The sequence below is a fragment of the Neiella holothuriorum genome (assembly GCF_019457915.1).
Lineage (GTDB): Bacteria > Pseudomonadota > Gammaproteobacteria > Enterobacterales > Neiellaceae > Neiella > Neiella holothuriorum.
Map to the genome: position 1 here is coordinate 1 of NZ_JAHZSS010000030.1, position 15657 is coordinate 15657.

13 protein-coding genes are annotated in these 15657 nt (G+C 48.7%); 4 read left to right on the forward strand and 9 right to left on the reverse strand.

Annotated features, from left to right (window positions below; all coding sequences use genetic code 11):
• Positions 1–117: 117 nt before the first annotated feature.
• Together K0504_RS17470 and deoC are read right to left on the reverse strand one after the other, a co-directional pair.
• Entirely contained in the window at positions 118–762 is a 645-nt protein-coding gene (locus K0504_RS17470) for a DJ-1/PfpI family protein (RefSeq protein ID WP_220105452.1), read from the reverse strand.
• Positions 763–1402: 640 nt separating this feature from the next.
• Positions 1403–2176, reverse strand: coding sequence for a deoxyribose-phosphate aldolase (gene deoC, locus K0504_RS17475; protein ID WP_404823033.1), 774 nt, complete (start codon positions 2174–2176; stop codon positions 1403–1405).
• Positions 2177–2389: 213 nt separating this feature from the next.
• Between deoC and tcdA the strand changes: the two genes are divergently transcribed.
• Positions 2390–3205: a tRNA cyclic N6-threonylcarbamoyladenosine(37) synthase TcdA gene (gene tcdA, locus K0504_RS17480; protein ID WP_220105454.1), complete on the forward strand. Its 816-nt coding sequence runs from the start codon at positions 2390–2392 to the stop codon at positions 3203–3205.
• Positions 3206–3298: 93 nt separating this feature from the next.
• Positions 3299–6013, forward strand: coding sequence for a cation-translocating P-type ATPase (locus K0504_RS17485; RefSeq protein WP_220105455.1), 2715 nt, complete (start codon positions 3299–3301; stop codon positions 6011–6013).
• A gap of 33 nt (positions 6014–6046) precedes the next feature.
• On the opposite strand, the gene K0504_RS17490 is transcribed toward K0504_RS17485, so the two are convergent.
• From K0504_RS17490 to K0504_RS17500, 3 genes are all read right to left on the reverse strand, one after another.
• The gene (locus K0504_RS17490; protein ID WP_220105456.1) at positions 6047–7708 is read right to left on the reverse strand and encodes a SufS family cysteine desulfurase; all 1662 of its coding nucleotides are present in this window, start codon (positions 7706–7708) and stop codon (positions 6047–6049) included.
• Between the two features lie 77 nt (positions 7709–7785).
• Complete coding sequence (locus K0504_RS17495; protein ID WP_220105457.1) at positions 7786–8262, reverse strand: HAD family hydrolase; 477 nt, start codon at positions 8260–8262, stop codon at positions 7786–7788.
• Between the two features lie 53 nt (positions 8263–8315).
• Positions 8316–8762, reverse strand: coding sequence for a YaiI/YqxD family protein (locus tag K0504_RS17500; RefSeq protein WP_220105458.1), 447 nt, complete (start codon positions 8760–8762; stop codon positions 8316–8318).
• Between the two features lie 126 nt (positions 8763–8888).
• On the opposite strand from K0504_RS17500, the gene K0504_RS17505 reads away from it, so the two are divergent.
• Positions 8889–9581, forward strand: a complete 693-nt coding sequence (locus K0504_RS17505) for an HAD family hydrolase (protein WP_220105459.1) — start codon at positions 8889–8891, stop codon at positions 9579–9581.
• Here the strand turns inward: K0504_RS17505 and K0504_RS17510 are convergent.
• Positions 9578–10393: a TatD family hydrolase gene (locus K0504_RS17510; protein WP_220105460.1), complete on the reverse strand. Its 816-nt coding sequence runs from the start codon at positions 10391–10393 to the stop codon at positions 9578–9580. The genes K0504_RS17505 and K0504_RS17510 overlap by 4 nt on opposite strands.
• A 75-nt stretch (positions 10394–10468) precedes the next feature.
• Here K0504_RS17510 and K0504_RS17515 point away from each other — a divergent pair, with 75 nt between their 5' ends.
• Complete coding sequence (locus K0504_RS17515; protein ID WP_220105461.1) at positions 10469–10933, forward strand: GNAT family N-acetyltransferase; 465 nt, start codon at positions 10469–10471, stop codon at positions 10931–10933.
• A 170-nt stretch (positions 10934–11103) separates the two neighbouring features.
• Here K0504_RS17515 and K0504_RS17520 read toward each other — a convergent pair whose 3' ends face one another.
• From K0504_RS17520 to K0504_RS17530, 3 genes are all read right to left on the reverse strand, one after another.
• Positions 11104–12198: an Lcl C-terminal domain-containing protein gene (locus tag K0504_RS17520; protein ID WP_220105462.1), complete on the reverse strand. Its 1095-nt coding sequence runs from the start codon at positions 12196–12198 to the stop codon at positions 11104–11106.
• A gap of 347 nt (positions 12199–12545) precedes the next feature.
• Positions 12546–13358: a HupE/UreJ family protein gene (locus K0504_RS17525; RefSeq protein WP_220105463.1), complete on the reverse strand. Its 813-nt coding sequence runs from the start codon at positions 13356–13358 to the stop codon at positions 12546–12548.
• Positions 13342–15573: a M3 family metallopeptidase gene (locus K0504_RS17530; protein ID WP_220105464.1), complete on the reverse strand. Its 2232-nt coding sequence runs from the start codon at positions 15571–15573 to the stop codon at positions 13342–13344. Before K0504_RS17530 ends, K0504_RS17525 begins: the two co-directional genes overlap by 17 nt.
• Between the last annotated feature and the right edge of the window lie 84 nt (positions 15574–15657).

Below are 15657 nucleotides of genomic sequence, written 5' to 3' on the forward strand. Positions count from 1 at the left end.
ACGCTGGGCAATTGGGCATTACATCAGGCTGGTTCATCAAACGGGAATGCCTAAATTATGAGGGGATCCCCCAGCGCAACTCTATATAGGCATATTGCGAATGAATAACAGGGGCTCTCACTGCTGGCTGTTTTTACCGTTTCGTTTTTTGACATAGCTAGAAGCTTTGGCGTGGTTTTGTGGCTCGCCGTAGATGTGTGCCGAAGGGTAGTACTCAGCTTCAAGTTGAATATCCGCGGCAACAGAATCTCCGAAGGTGTCGGCAATAAAGGCAAGCATCATATCCATACCAGCAGATACGCCAGCCGAAGACCAGATATGCCCGTCTTGCACAAAGCGTTCTTCAACCACATCAATGGCTGGGTCGCTTTTTAGTTGTTCTAAGAATGCCCAGTGGGTCGTTGCTTTGCGACCATTCAATAAGCCTGCTTTTTGCATCAAATACATGCCGGTACAAATAGAAAGAATGGCTTGGCTATTTGTTTCGCAATGTTGTAAATAGCGAATAACGTCATCATCAAGCATCGCCGTTCTTGCACCACTGCCGCCGGGCACCACAACAACATCAGCCACATCGACATCAGAGAAGTGGTGATCAGCCGAGAAACGCATGCCATGCTCGCCGGTTGGAGTCATCGTGTTGAGAGTGATTAGTTTTGGTTTTTCGCACAAGCCTTTGTTAGCTAACAGGCCGACGAATTCCCAAGAACCAACGAGATCTAATTCTTCTACGCGGTCAAACACCAAAAAATGTATTTTCACGGGCATCCTCGCGTAGCGACAAAGTGCAGGCATTGGCTGGGGCGGGTTCGGTTTAAGCTATGCCGAGTGGCATATGTCGTTTAACTAAAATGGTAGCGCAGAAAAAAGAAAGGCCCCAATCCTAAGATTGGGGCCATATGCAGTGTGCAAGATTCCATTTGCTGCGTCAGTCCCTTACACATTCCTTTGCGTCGCTCTTCCTTGAACGTTCCGAGTACTCCGTGTACTTGTCCTGATTCCTTTCAAAGCATCATCCTGATGCCATCAACTTCCTATGCTTCCTGCAGACCATCCTAGTCTTAGTTCCTTGTGTCAGCTCCCTGCCAACGCTTATTAATCTACGCTCATGCGGAAAAAGGACAATGTAGCTCTCAAAAAAAATCTACATTAATAATAAATAAATATTAACCAAACGCAAAATAATCAATATTAAACAACGTTTTACTGATCGACCCGCTAGCGATGGATGTAACAAGTCAGTAACAAGTCGCACGTCCGTGTGAGATATCTCTCACAAGCGGCATCACAACATGACCTGTTTTGTCATGGTTCGTTTAGCTTGTGTCAGTACATCGTCGCTTGCCGGGTGATTGAAACTCAACCAAATCATCTCAAATTTCATGTGCGCAATCTGGACGCGTTAATACCCTGAGCTGATGCTATGAATGGACGAATCACCGCAATGGCGCATGACATCATCTAATAAACCCGAGGCACCAAACCGAAAATGTTGTGGGGTAACCCAGCTACGGCCACAAATCTGTTCTGCGAGTTCAAGGTAGGCATCTGCCTGCTCCAGTGTGCGAATCCCCCCTGCGGCCTTAAAACCAACACGGCCACCATGCTTTTTGATTTCTTGTAGCATGACGCGGGCGGCTTCCAAAGTCGCATTGACTTCGACTTTTCCTGTGCTGGTTTTAATGAAATCGGCGCCAGCTTCAATGACATCGGCACTGATCTGGCGAATCAACTCAGCTTGTTTTAACTCGCCGGTTTCCAAAATAACTTTGAGTATTGCCTTACCCTTGCATGCAGCTTTCACCGCAACCACCATCAATTTGCCGATAGCAAAATCCCCTGCCAGTGCAGCTCGATAGGGGTACACCAAGTCAATTTCATCAGCGCCAGCGGCAATGGCGGCATGGGTCTCCGCTACGGCTTGGTCAATATGAGGATTGCCGGCAGGAAAATTCACCACGGTAGCAACGTTAATGGCAGTTAAGCCCTGTTTATCTAGAGCTTGCTTGGCGATATGTACAAAGGCAGGCGCCACACAAACCGCAGCGGTTGCAGCAATAGGATTGTTGGCACGTTCACACAATTGTTCAATTACTGCATTTGTGTCGTCATCATTGAGCGACGTTAAGTCCATCAGGCCAATGATTTTTTTTCCTAAGGCGTCAAATTCTGACACGGCAGGCATCCTCCTAAGTCAGTTACCTAGTCATTAATACCTGATTTCAGGCCGCAGGCGAATAAAAATAATCCAACTTGCGCAGCAAGCAACGGCCTGACTCAAGCGACGAGCAAGTGGCAATGCGACAATGGATTGGCCACGTCATGTTAGAATATTGGCTTTCGCAGTTGGCTCCGTATAATAGCCGCGAAATTTCAATAGGTAGCCCTCATGCTCGATCACGACAACGCACAACGATTCGGTGGTATTGGCCGGCTTTATGGTCAACAAGCTTTGCAATGGCTAAGCCAAGCCCACGTGTGCGTTATTGGCATTGGTGGTGTTGGCAGTTGGGCTGCCGAAGCGCTCGCGCGTTCCGGTGTAGGTCAAATGACTTTAATTGATATGGATGATATCTGTATCAGCAATACAAATCGCCAGATCCACGCGTTAGATCATACCCAGGGCATGGTCAAAGTCGATGCCATGGCGGAACGGATCATGGCCATTAACCCAAGCTGCCTGGTCAACCCTGTCGCAGAATTTGTCAGTAAAGATAACCTGTTTGAATTACTCCACGATGGCTACGACTTAGTCATTGATGCCATTGATTCCATTGCAGCTAAGACGGCGCTAATCGCCCACTGTAAACGCAACAAAATTCCATTGATTGTGTCTGGTGGTGCTGGTGGCCAAACCGATCCACGTCAGATCACCAGTGGAGACTTGGCCAAAACCACTCACGATCCGCTGCTGTCTAAGATCCGAAATCAACTGCGTCGCGAACACAATTTCAGTAAAAATCCAAAACGAAAGTTTGGAGTGGAGTGCATTTATTCCACCGAGCAACTGGTTTACCCACAAGCGGACGGTTCGGTGTGTGCAGCCAAACCCAGCAATGATGACAACAGCAGTGTGCGACTCGACTGTAGCGGCGGCTTTGGTGCTGCGACTATGGTAACCGCCACATTTGGTTTGATGGCTGCCGCCCGAGGCGTTGATAAAATACTCGCCAAACGCGAGCGAGAAGCTCAACCCCAAGGCTGATCGCCAGTCACATTTCCGTAACCCTAACGCCCAAGGTACGCTGCAGGGAATATACTTAAGCCAAAGCCTTTTTATCGCATGATTGGGGGTTTTATGGCGCAGTCTACACATCACAGCAACAATCATTCTCGCCATTGGCATCACCAAGATGCCAATGCTGTTCTCACTGAGCTTGATTCAGGGCTCAACGGCCTGTCATGTCAGCAAGCTGAAGCACGCTTGCATCAGTATGGCCCCAATCAACTGCCCGAAACCAAACCGCCAAGTGCTCTGTTGAGATTCTTACAGCAGTTCAATAACGTGCTGATTTACGTACTGCTTGCTGCCGGAATTGGCACCTTGCTACTTCAACACTTTATTGATGCCAGCGTCATTTTCGCTGTCGTTTTTCTCAATGCATTAATTGGCTTTATTCAAGAAGGCAAAGCCGAAGATGCATTGCGCAAGATCCGCCAGATGCTGTCGCCAACGGCTGAAGTGATCCGCGACAGCCATCACCACACAATTGATGCCTGCGAGCTAGTTCCTGGCGATTTGGTGCAACTTCATGCCGGCGACAAAGTACCGGCCGATCTACGCTTGGTGTCATTGAAAGGACTTCAAATTCAGGAGTCTGCGCTCACAGGTGAGTCGGTGGCCGTTGAGAAATCGCTCGATTCTGTTGACGAAAATGCGGTGCTTGGCGATCGTCGCTGCATGTGCTTTTCTAGTACGCTAGTGACCCATGGCCAAGGTATCGGTGTGGTGGTTCATACGGGAGCTCAAACCGAAATCGGCCGCATCAGTAATCTAGTGTCTCAAGTCAGCAGTGCCACCACTCCCCTACTTCGGCAAATGGCTCAATTTGGCCGTTGGCTATCAATGGCGATTCTCGTTATTGCCGCTTGTAATTTCGTTCTTGGTATTGCTCTTCACAACTATGCGCCGGCGGAAATGTTTCTGGCTTCGGTCAGTTTGGCGGTTGCCGCGATCCCTGAAGGGCTACCCGCCATTATGACCATTACGTTGGCCATAGGGGTTCAGCGAATGGCTAGGCGAAATGCTATTTTACGGCGCCTGCCTGCGGTTGAAACGCTGGGCGCAGTAACGGTCATTTGCTCGGACAAAACCGGCACCTTAACGCGCAACGAAATGACCTTACGTTCCGTCGCTACCGCTCAACACGATTTTGAATTTGAAGGCACAGGCTACGCGCCCCACGGCGGCATTCTAAAAAACGGTGCCGAAATCATGCCGGAACAACAAAGCGTGTTGTGGCAAATGCTTCACGGTGGCGTGCTGTGTAACGAGTCTTCACTTGAGAACAAAGAACATAGCGACACTTACCAAGTGGTTGGCGATCCCATGGAAGGAGCCTTGTTAATTGCCGGTTTAAAGGCTGGTCTCGAAATCGAACCACTACACGCTCAGTATCCGCGCACAGATCTAATTCCGTTCGAATCCGAGCATCGTTTCATGGCCACGTTGAATCATGGCCACAACGGCGACACATCAATTTGGCTCAAAGGTGCGCCCGAGCAGGTATTGCAGATGTGTCGCTGGCAACAAACAGAGTCGGGTGAGTTGCAACCTATTAATCCGGCCTTTTGGTCTGAAAAAATTCATGCACTAGCAAGTTGCGGTCAACGGGTGCTCGCCATCGCCATGAAGCCGGTCATCGAACAACAGCGCACACTTCACTTTGCTGATGTAGAAACAGAGCTGGTATTGCTTGGTTTATTTGGCCTTATCGATCCCCCGCGCGATGAAGCCATTCGCGCCGTAGAACGCTGTCATAAAGCGGGAATACGGGTAAAAATGATTACCGGCGATCACGCTGCAACAGCTAAAGCCATTGCTCAGCAGTTAAATCTGACCAACAGTAACAACGCCTTAATTGGTAGCCAATTGATAGAAATGGACGAAGCCGATTTACGTAAATTGGTGGAAGACATTGATGTTTATGCTCGCGTTGATCCGGAACACAAATTACAGCTTGTGCAATTGTTGCAAGAGCGTGGCGAAATTGCCGCGATGACCGGCGATGGGGTAAATGACGCGCCCGCGCTCAAGCGCGCAGATGTTGGTATCGCCATGGGTAAGAACGGCACAGAGGCTGCTAAAGAAGCATCCGAAATGGTACTGGCTGATGACAATTTTGCTTCCATCAGTCACGCCATCGAAGAAGGTCGTACGGTTTACGACAACCTTAAAAAAGCCATTCTATTTATTCTGCCTACCAATGGCGGCGAAGCGCTAATTGTGTTGGCCGCGGTACTACTCGGCTTCAATCAGTTACCACTGACACCCGTGCAAATTTTATGGGTCAATATGATTACTGCAGTGACTTTAGCGCTGTCACTAGCATTCGAGCCCAGCGAAAAACATGTCATGGCCCGCGCCCCGCGCGATGCGGCTAAGCCGCTATTATCACCACTGCTGATTTGGCGTGTTGCATTTGTATCGGTGATATTAGCGAGCGGTACGATTGGCTTGTATCTGTGGCAAATCGATCAAGGTCAAAGTGTCACCACAGCCCGTACCGTTGCCGTTAATACATTGGTGATGTTTGAAATTTTCTATTTGTTTAATTCTCGCTATATTTCCGCGTCAGTGCTCAGTATGGACGGAATGTTTGGCAACAAATATGTGCTGTATGCCATCGCCTTGCTGATCGCTTTTCAGCTGGCATTTACTTACTTTCCTCCGCTCAATACCCTGTTTGGCACCGCCGCTATCAACCTGTCGCAATGGCTTGCGATTATTGGTGTTTCAAGCTCGGTATTTTTTTTAGTGGAAGCTGAGAAAGCACTGATCCGCCGGTGGTAGAGAATGAAGCCACCGGCATAGCAACAGGCGCGGTTAACTTACCTCGCGCAACGCCTTAATTTGCTGATGCAATGACGCAACAACAGCGCCAATACCGGCTTGGCGTGTGGTCGATAATTGCTGGCTAAATGGACCTTGCGCCAGCCATTGGTGACCATCAAACGCCAACTGCTGAGCTGCCGTCAATTGATTAAACTCAAGCGCTAACAGATGCAAAATACCGCGCACGACGTTTGCCTCACTGTCCACGCGACACACCACCTGCTGCCCTTGTTGGTCTAGCTGCAACCAAGTCTGACTCTCGCAGCCAGCAATGAGGCTAGCGTGTTGACGGTTGGCTTGCAGCCTTGAGGGCAAACGCCTCCCCAACTCAATCAACAAGCTTAAACTTTGTTGCCAACCTTTCGCCTGTGCTAATGCTGCTTGGGCACTCGCTTGAGTCCACTCTTGCGTTGCCGAATGTTCATCCAACATGCCAACAGCATGCCCTTCGTGTTGTGCTTCAACAGCCAATTCAATAGCCGCAACGAGTTGATCAATGTCTTGCTGGTTGGAATAGCATGCGAGCGATAACCGTAAGGTTGATTCATGCCCCAACGCAGCCAGTAATGGATGAGCACAGTGTTTACCCAGCCGCACTGAAACACCCGCTTGGTCAAGGTAGTGCGCTAGATCGTGAGGATGAATCTGGCGGCTGATAAACGACTGCACAGCGACTTGCTGAGGTGTTTCACCGACCAGTTCGATGCCTTCAATAGCATTCAGTTTGGCTTTGGCGTAGTCGAGCAATTCGGCCTCCTGTTGCTGCCAATTGCTTGGTAGTTGTTGAAGAAATTGAACCGCACTGGCAAGGCCAATGGCACCGGCAATATTGGGCGTACCTGCCTCAAAGCAATGTGGCGCTGAGGCCCAGCTAGCATCTTGATAACTGACCTGTTCAACCATTTCGCCACCGGTTTGCCAGGGCACACAAGCGTCCATCGCTTCGGTTGACATTAAAACCCCGCCAATGCCGGTGGGGCCATACATTTTATGGCCTGAAAACGTATAAAAATCAGCATTCAATTGACCAACGTCAACACTTAAATGAGCCGCTGCTTGAGCCCCATCAACTAACACCTTAGCCCCTACTTGGTGGGCTTGGTCAATCATCTCAGCGACCGGATTAACGGTGCCTAAAACATTTGAGACATGGGCAACCGCCACTAATTTAGGTTGCTGCGCGAGCAACGTTCGATAAGCATCTAAATCTAACTCGCCAGTTGCCAATACAGGCACAATGACAAGGCGAGCCCCTTTGGCACGACAAACTTGCTGCCATGGAAGTAAGTTGGCGTGATGCTCAAGGCCGCTGACCAACACCACGTCATTCTCGCTCAATTGTTCAAGCGCCCAGCTAAACGCCACTAAATTAATGGCTTCTGTACAGCCTTTGGTCCACACCAAATTCGTTGCAGGCATCCCAAAGTGACCAGCCACAGTGGCGCGGGCTTGTTCAAACTGCGCCGTTGCGCGCGCTGCTAAGGTGTAACCAGCTCGATGCACATTAGCATTATCGCGGCGATAAAATTGTTGCACGGCAGCGATCACAGGCGCCGGCTTTTGGCTCGTGGCAGCACTGTCGAGGTAACTTAACGGCTGGCCGTTAATCCGTTGTTGGAGAGCGGGAAATAATTGACGAATGCGCCGGTTCAAGGACATACCTCAAGGGCAAGTTGAGCGAATCTGAGCATTTTGAAGTAACCGACGAGCCTTGGCAATTATCAGCGCGATTAGGCCAGTGCTAGCAACTGCGGTAAGGCATCGATCGTTTGGATTGGAGCGGGAGGAGTTTGGGTTGAATTTCTGCGAAACCAAATCGCTTTCATGCCCAGCGCCAGCGCTGGCAACATGTCTCGCTCTAAACTATCGCCAACCATGGTTACAGCCATCGGTGGCCGATTAATCGACATCAACAAGCGCAATAAAAAAGCGGGCGTTCCCTTTTTTAAACCTAACGCAGCCGAACAAAAATAGCCTTGAATGTATTGCGCTAGATTAGCCCGTTCAAACACTAAACGAATATCTTCTGCGCTTGATTGTTCAGCACCTGATGCAATGTAGATGTCATAGGATGAGGCTAACTCCGCCAGTGTTTGTGCTGCACCCTCGATAACTTCGATGCGCGGCCAGTCGCACATTTTGCCCGACATACCGGGCAAGTCGACCATCAGGGTATCGCCCCAATCAAAAAGCAAAACGGGTTTCATGACTGCAATCGTTCTCGTGTATTCGCGTTAATTATTAATCGGTTGGTTCACCGTTATGACTTCTTACTTAACCACCGATCGAGATTGTTAGCAAATTCACGCCGTTCAGTTTGCGAAATTGCTGGCGGCCCACCTGTGGCCACGCCCGAGGCACGCATGGTATCCATAAAGTCACGAATGTTCAGGCGAGCCTTAATCGTTGACTCAGAATACATTTCGCCACGCGGGTTGAGTACTTGAACCTTGTTCTCTATCAGCTCTGCCGCCAGAGGAATGTCACCGCTAATGACTAAGTCGCCGGCGGCGGCTCGTTGCACGATTTCATGATCCGCCACGTCAAAGCCTGCGGGCACTTGTAACAACTTAACCCACTTGTTAGCCGGCACTCGCATGGCATGATTAGCAACTAACGTAACTTGAGTGTGAGTACGCTCTGCAGCCCGAAACAACACTTCTTTTATGACATTGGGGCAAGCATCAGCGTCAACCCAGATATTCATCTAATTTCCTTAACTTCCAATATATATTTATTCGAATGTCGACTAAATGTCAGTTTATACCCTTGCCTTCAACAGTAAACTCGATAGTCTAAAGGTTGTTCAATTCTGTAGCCGAGAAGTTTGCTCATGCATTTAGTTATGTTCGACGTTGATGGCACCCTGACTGAATCGTATCAATACGATCAAGCTTGCTATGGTGCCACCATGAAACACATTACCGGGCTTGATGTAGACACCGACTGGAACAATTACACGCACGTCACCGACTCCGCCGTAACACTCGAAATCCTACAACAGCACAACTTACCTTCCAACATGGCCACTGAAGCCGAATGCCACTTTGCCATTCGGCTACGCACCATGCACGCCAATCAACCGGGTCAGTTTGCCCCAATCAAAGGCGCACCACGCATGTTACAGCAATTAAAACAGGCTGATGTGGGTTTGGCGATTGCAACCGGCTGTTGGCGCGACAGCGCGCTAATCAAACTGAAAAATAGCGGAGTGGCCGTTGATGGCATTCCGATGGCAACCGCATCCGATGCGCTAACCCGCCAAGATATTATGCGCACAGCCGAAGAACGTGCCGCACAATGTTACGGCATAAATCAGTTTGACAGTGTTATTTATATTGGTGACGGTACTTGGGATGTGCGCAGTTCACGCGAGCTAGGTTGGCACTTTGTTGGTGTTGGTGCTGATATTGATAACTTGCGTTCGCTTGGCGTCTATCACACGTTGAGAGATTATTCTGAGCCAGAAAAACTTTGGCAAATTCTGGCCGAATTTGGCATTCAACATCAAGGTATGCTGGCCTAACGCCGAGCGTCACCGAACAAATCGATGCCGTTCTGCCACAGTTGCGTGGCGATTTCATCGGCAGACTCCTTTCGCAATAGCACCAGAGACTCCAGTACGTGAGGCAAATGCTCAGGCGAGTTACGTTGCCCTTGGCGGCCGCTCAATGGCATGTCAGGCGCATCGGTTTCAAGCAATAACGAGTGCAATGGTAAAGCAGAAACCGCCTGCCTTGTTTTCGTTGCTCGCGCATAAGTAATGGTGCCACCAATCCCCAGTTTCATTCCCAACTTGATGTAGCTTTGCGCCAGCTCAACGCTGCCAGAAAATGCATGAATCACCCCGCGCACGCCAGCATATCGTTTCAAAAGCTGCTGTAACTCGTTGTGGGCTTTACGCACGTGCAATATCACCGGCAAATCAAAGGCAAGCGCCAATTCGAATTGCTCACTGAGCAATCGGATCTGTTTGCTCATTAATTCAGGCGCAACAAAGGCGTCCAAACCGCATTCACCAATGGCAACCTGCGCAGAATGATTGCTCTCTAGTTCAGCTTGAAGCAAGGCAATGTCGCTAAGCTGATGCTCTCGAATCCAATAAGGGTGCAACCCAAGCGCACAATCGAGCTGTAACGATGCCGACGTCATGTCATGGCACATACCCAGCAACGGCCTAAATGACGAAGCGGTTACCGCTGGGATCAACATCCGCTCAATGCCAGCTTGCTGACAACGCGCCAGTACTGCCGGACGGTCGTCATCAAACGCATCAAAATCTAAGTGGCAATGGCTATCGAATAAGCCTGAATATTGAATGCCTTGCTGCTCAATCATGATGTTTCATTGGATTCACTTGATTCATAACCTTATTACGCGCAAAATGTGCGCGGTATCACAGGAGTTTGTTGTATGAGAATTGTCAGAGCCGATCTCAGTCATATTGATGATTTAGGCGAACTGTTTGACAAATATAGACAATTTTATGGCCAGCATGGTGATCTCTCAACCGCTAAACGGTTTATTCGCGATCGCTTATGGAACGAAGAATCTGTGATATTCCTAGTGATGAGCGGCTCTAATCAACCTGCCGGCTTTGCTCAACTTTATCCGACTTATTCTTCAGTTTCGATGCGCCGTGTATGGATCTTAAACGATGTGTTTATCGATCCAGCTTATCGAGCATCAGGTTATGCCAAAGCACTATTGGACCGCGTGGTTGAGTTCGGTGTCGAAAACAACGCATTGGCTCTGAAACTGGCCATTGCGGCCGACAATGATGCTGGCAAAAGTTTATACGAAAGCTGTGGTTTTACCCGTACAACTCAATTCGATCACTTCACCTTGCGATTAGACAAAGGCAAACTCGGCAAGTAAGCCTGTGCGCTGACTGATCGTTAGTCATGACGTCGCCAGTTTTAAATCCTGACAACGCCATTGGCCTTCATTAAGGTTTGGTGTCCCGCACCAGCCGCACCCAATTATTAATAGCGATGTAATCTGAGGCCATTTTCGAAGCCTGCTCATAGTCTGCCGGATCGCCGACTTTAGGGTCGCTGCGCGCCCGCTCCATGCCAATCAAAATACTCGGTCGCTTTAGAATTTTTCTTACTCCAAGCCTGGGCGAACGAAATATAATTTGCAGTCCATTTAAAATCGCCTTGCGTGGTACTGGTCCAGAAATAATAAGAATTATTTTCCGAATCGAAGTCTCTGAGGCTGGTATTGAAGAACGAGGTGTTTATTGCCGGAAAACTTGTTTTGTCATAATCAACCAAGCTCTGCAGTTCTTTGGTATTCGGTAGCCGCCAATCATCGTAGCCAGCCAGATCGGCCTTGTCGGCATATGCCAGCGCTTCAACCCAGTTCATGCGTTTGCCGCTGTCATTTTTAGCCCACATCAATCCGGTAGAGCGATCGGTCACAGTGTCATTGCCGTTGTCGACATAATCCATGTCGTACAGGCTGGTTGTCCCTCGCACAGCACGAACATAACAGCCCGGCACAAACATACGATCACTGGGTTTAATCACTGTTCCATCAAAAAACAGGCCGGTTTCATAGGCCTTGATATGGCCATCTGCAAAGTTAAAACCAAATCCCCCTTGTAGCCCTCCGTGCTTGCTGAACGATTGAATATCATTTTTGACATACAAGGTGCTCGACCAAAACTGGCCGGCAAAGGCTAAGCGCGGATCGTATTGAAATTCGAACACATTGAAATCAAGGTAAGGCTGGCGTTGCCCTGATTCACCAGGCTTAATCAGTTGGCCATCAAAATGGGCGATGGAATACAGCTCTTTGATGGTCGGAACTCGCCAGTCAGAATAGCCACCCAATGTCATGCGACTCACATGTTCATGCGTCTTTTTCAGGTTGCGGCGTTTAAGAACATGGGCTTTTTGCCACATTAACCCAGTGTTCAAATCACTGATGGTACCGTCGCCGTTATCTCGATAACGGAGCGGATTGCCCTGCTGCGACGCATCTTGACCTTGATAAAGAACATCATCAGAGGCCAGTAACACCTTACCTTGGGTATCATACCGATGGGATTGGCCAGTATCGGGGAAAATAGAGCCTTGATTCGCCGAAACCGCACTAACCGACAGGCTACCAGCAAGTACGCAGCCTATTAACATTGAAGTTCGGATCAATATATTCAGACTGCTCAATAGAGTCCCCTCGTAATAGCTAGAAATTCGATGGCGCTGAGGGTACAGGCAATCCAACGTAGTACAAACCAACTTCGTCTGCCGCCCTGTTTAGCCAATCTAGTGTGCTAATTTATTGTCTGTTATACAAGGCGTTAGCCTTCTTTCTACCCCCGATAGTTAACGGACTAACCGCAACCGATTGAGTTCGGTAATGGCTGTTCTGCCATGGCTGTTCAGCAAGCAATCATCAACAGAGAAAAAGCCCATGCACTTGCATGAGCTTTTTAATTGTTTTGCTATCGATGATGGATTGGTCCGTGTCGTCAGCGGTGCTATAAAAACACCCGCTCAACAAACCAAAATAGGCCAACCAGACCAATCACCGCTGATGCTGGAATTTGGATCCAGTGTCGATACCAGGCTTTTTTCCGAATCAAATAGGTAGCCAAAAACGCTAGTAAAATTACGCTTATTTGACCGAATTCAACGCCAATATTAAACGCCAATAGCGCGGGAACTAAGTCATCTTTAGGCAGGCCATAATCGTTAAGAACCGCCGCAAAGCCCAGTCCATGGAGTAGCCCAAAACTAAACACAACGGCAGGCCGCCACTTGGATGTTTGCTTAAACAGGCAATTCTCAATGGCAATCCAAACAATCGATAAGGCAATTAACGGCTCAACGATACTGCCCGACGCGGCAACAATGCCCAGCGATGCCAACCCCAAGGTAATTGAATGGGCCAAGGTAAAAGCGGTGATTTGCCAGAGCAAGGATGCCAATAACAAGCTGGAGAAGAACAAACCCAGCACAAACAAAATATGGTCTAAGCCTTTCGGAATAATGTGCTCAAAGCCGGCGGTCACGTACAGTTGAAAGGTTTCAAGTGGCGACATGGATGCCAATTTACGGAGCCGTTTGCGCTTCAACGCAGCTTGATATTCCTGATCGATTTGCCCTTCCTGCAGCTGCATCTCGCCCAATTCGATATCGAGAATAATATCTTCATCCTGCGGATGAGCATTGGCGAGACTGGGCAATAAACACAGCAGTAGCAGTGGTAACCGCAACCAATTTAGAAAGAAAAGAGGCCTGAAAACAGGCCTCATTAACGGTAGGGTCATGGTGTTAGTCTGCGCTGCCATCTAGACCGCGGACTTTCAGCAATGCCTCGATTTGTGGTTCACGACCACGGAACTTCTTATACAAGGTCATTGCATCTTCGGTAGAGCCTTTCTCATAAATATGAGTGCGAAGCTTCTGCGCTAGTTCGGGATCAAACACGTTGCCAGTTTCTTTAAAGGCGGCAAAGCCATCTGAGTCGAGTACCGCAGAGTGAACATAGCTGTAGTAACCCGCCGCGTAACCACCAGCAAAGATGTGCGAGAAATAGGTTGAACGATAGCGCGGAGCAATTTCGTTAATTAACCCAATTTTCGCCATCGAGGCTTTTTCAAACTCGCCAGCATCTTGCAGCTCGTCTTCCGCCGTCAGCGTATGCCAGTCCATATCAAGCAACGAAGCGGCAAGATATTCAGTATTAGCAAAGCCCTGATTGAACTTAGACGCTTTCAATAACTTACCAATCAATGCATCGGGAATCGGCTCGCCGGTCTCATAATGAGTGGCAAATGTTTTCAAAATGGCAGGCTCAGCAGCCCAGTGCTCTAAAATCTGAGCAGGGAACTCAGTAAAGTCACGAGGGCCGGATGTGCCCGACATGCTGCCATAGGTCACGTTGGTCAATAGACCATGCAATGCATGGCCAAATTCATGGAACAAAGTGGTTACGTTCTCAAAGCTCAACAAGGCTGGCGCATCGCCAACAGGCCCAGGGAAGTTACACACGTTTACCACCACTGGACGTTCAACCCCATCAAGGTTCGACTGCCCCTTAAAGCTGCTCATCCAAGCGCCGCCGCGTTTGTTTGAACGGGTGAAATAATCGCCGATGAAAATCCCCAAGTGACTGCCATCTTTGTCTTTCACTTCCCAAACGCGCGCATCTGGGTGGTAAGTATCAATGTCGTGGAGTTCAACAAAAGTTAGGCCCCACAGTTTATTTGAGGTATCAAACACACCCTTGAGTACGTTATCCAACGACAGGTATGGTTTGAGGCTGGCTTCATCTAAGTCGTACTTTTCTTTACGGACTTTCTCGGCATATTGCCACCAATCCCAAGCCGCCACTTCAAATTCATGGCCTTCGGCATTGACCACCGCTTGCATGTCAGCAACTTCACGCTTAGCGCGCTCTAGCGCCGGCTTCCACAGTTGCATCAGCAGATCGTAGACACCCTCAGGGGTGTTCACCATGCGTTCTTCAAGCACGAAGTGCGCATGGGTTTCATACCCCATAACCTTGGCGCGTTCAGCGCGTAACTTGGCAATTTGGGCGGCCACGGTTTTGTTGTCGAATTCGTTGTTATTGTCGCCACGCATCACGTAGGACTTGTAAAGCTGCTCTCGCAAATCGCGACGGCTAGATTCGGTTAAAAACGGGTACATGCTTGAGCGATGTGGGGTAAAGACATATTTGTCTTTGTATTTTGCTTTGTCTTCGTCAGTTTCCGCAGCATCCATTTTCTGTTGTGCAGTGCTGGCAGCGGCTTGAATCACCCCGTCAGACAAACCATCTAAATCGGACTTATCTAAAATCAGCTCAAACCCATTGGTTTCAGCTAATAAATTCTGGCCGTACTGAGTCGTCAACTGGGAAAGCTCTGAATTAATTTCAGTGATTTTTGCTTTCTGTTCTTCGGTCATTAGTGCGCCGCTGCGAACAAAATCCTTGCGCGTATCTTCTAGAAACTTAAGCTGCTCAGCATTTAAGCCAAGACCGTCACGCGCTTGATAAACCGCTTCAATACGCTCGAATAAACCATCGTTGAGATTGATTTTGTCGTAATGAGCAGAAAGGATGGGGCTGAGTTCTCGCTGCAGTTTTTGTAATTCTGGGTTGGTATTAGAGCCAGCAAGGTTGAAGAACACTCGCTGAACTTTGACTAACAAGTCACCGGTGCGCTCCAATTCTTCAATCGTATTGGCAAAGGTCGGTGCGGCTTCATTATTTACAATCGCATCAATTTCCGCCAAGTGATCCTTCATGCCCTTCTCAAAGGCAGGCATGTAATGTTCATCTTTAATTTTATTGAAAGGCGGAACTTGAAAAGGTGTGTCGTACTCTGCGAAGAATGGGTTGCTAACTTCAGCCACAGCTTCATTTTTGACGTGCTCTGCTGCCACTTCAGCTTCTGCTGAGGTTTGTTGACTAGCGGGCTCTTTAGTACAAGCGGTAAGGGCTAAAGCCACCGATAAGGCAATGATTGATTTGCCGAGGTGCGAAGCAGGTAAGTTCATTTCCTTCTGTCTCCTGATTTATATATGTCGATAGTTCAGTAATCGTTGTTGAAATTTTGTAATTATTGTTGGTTATCAAGCCGA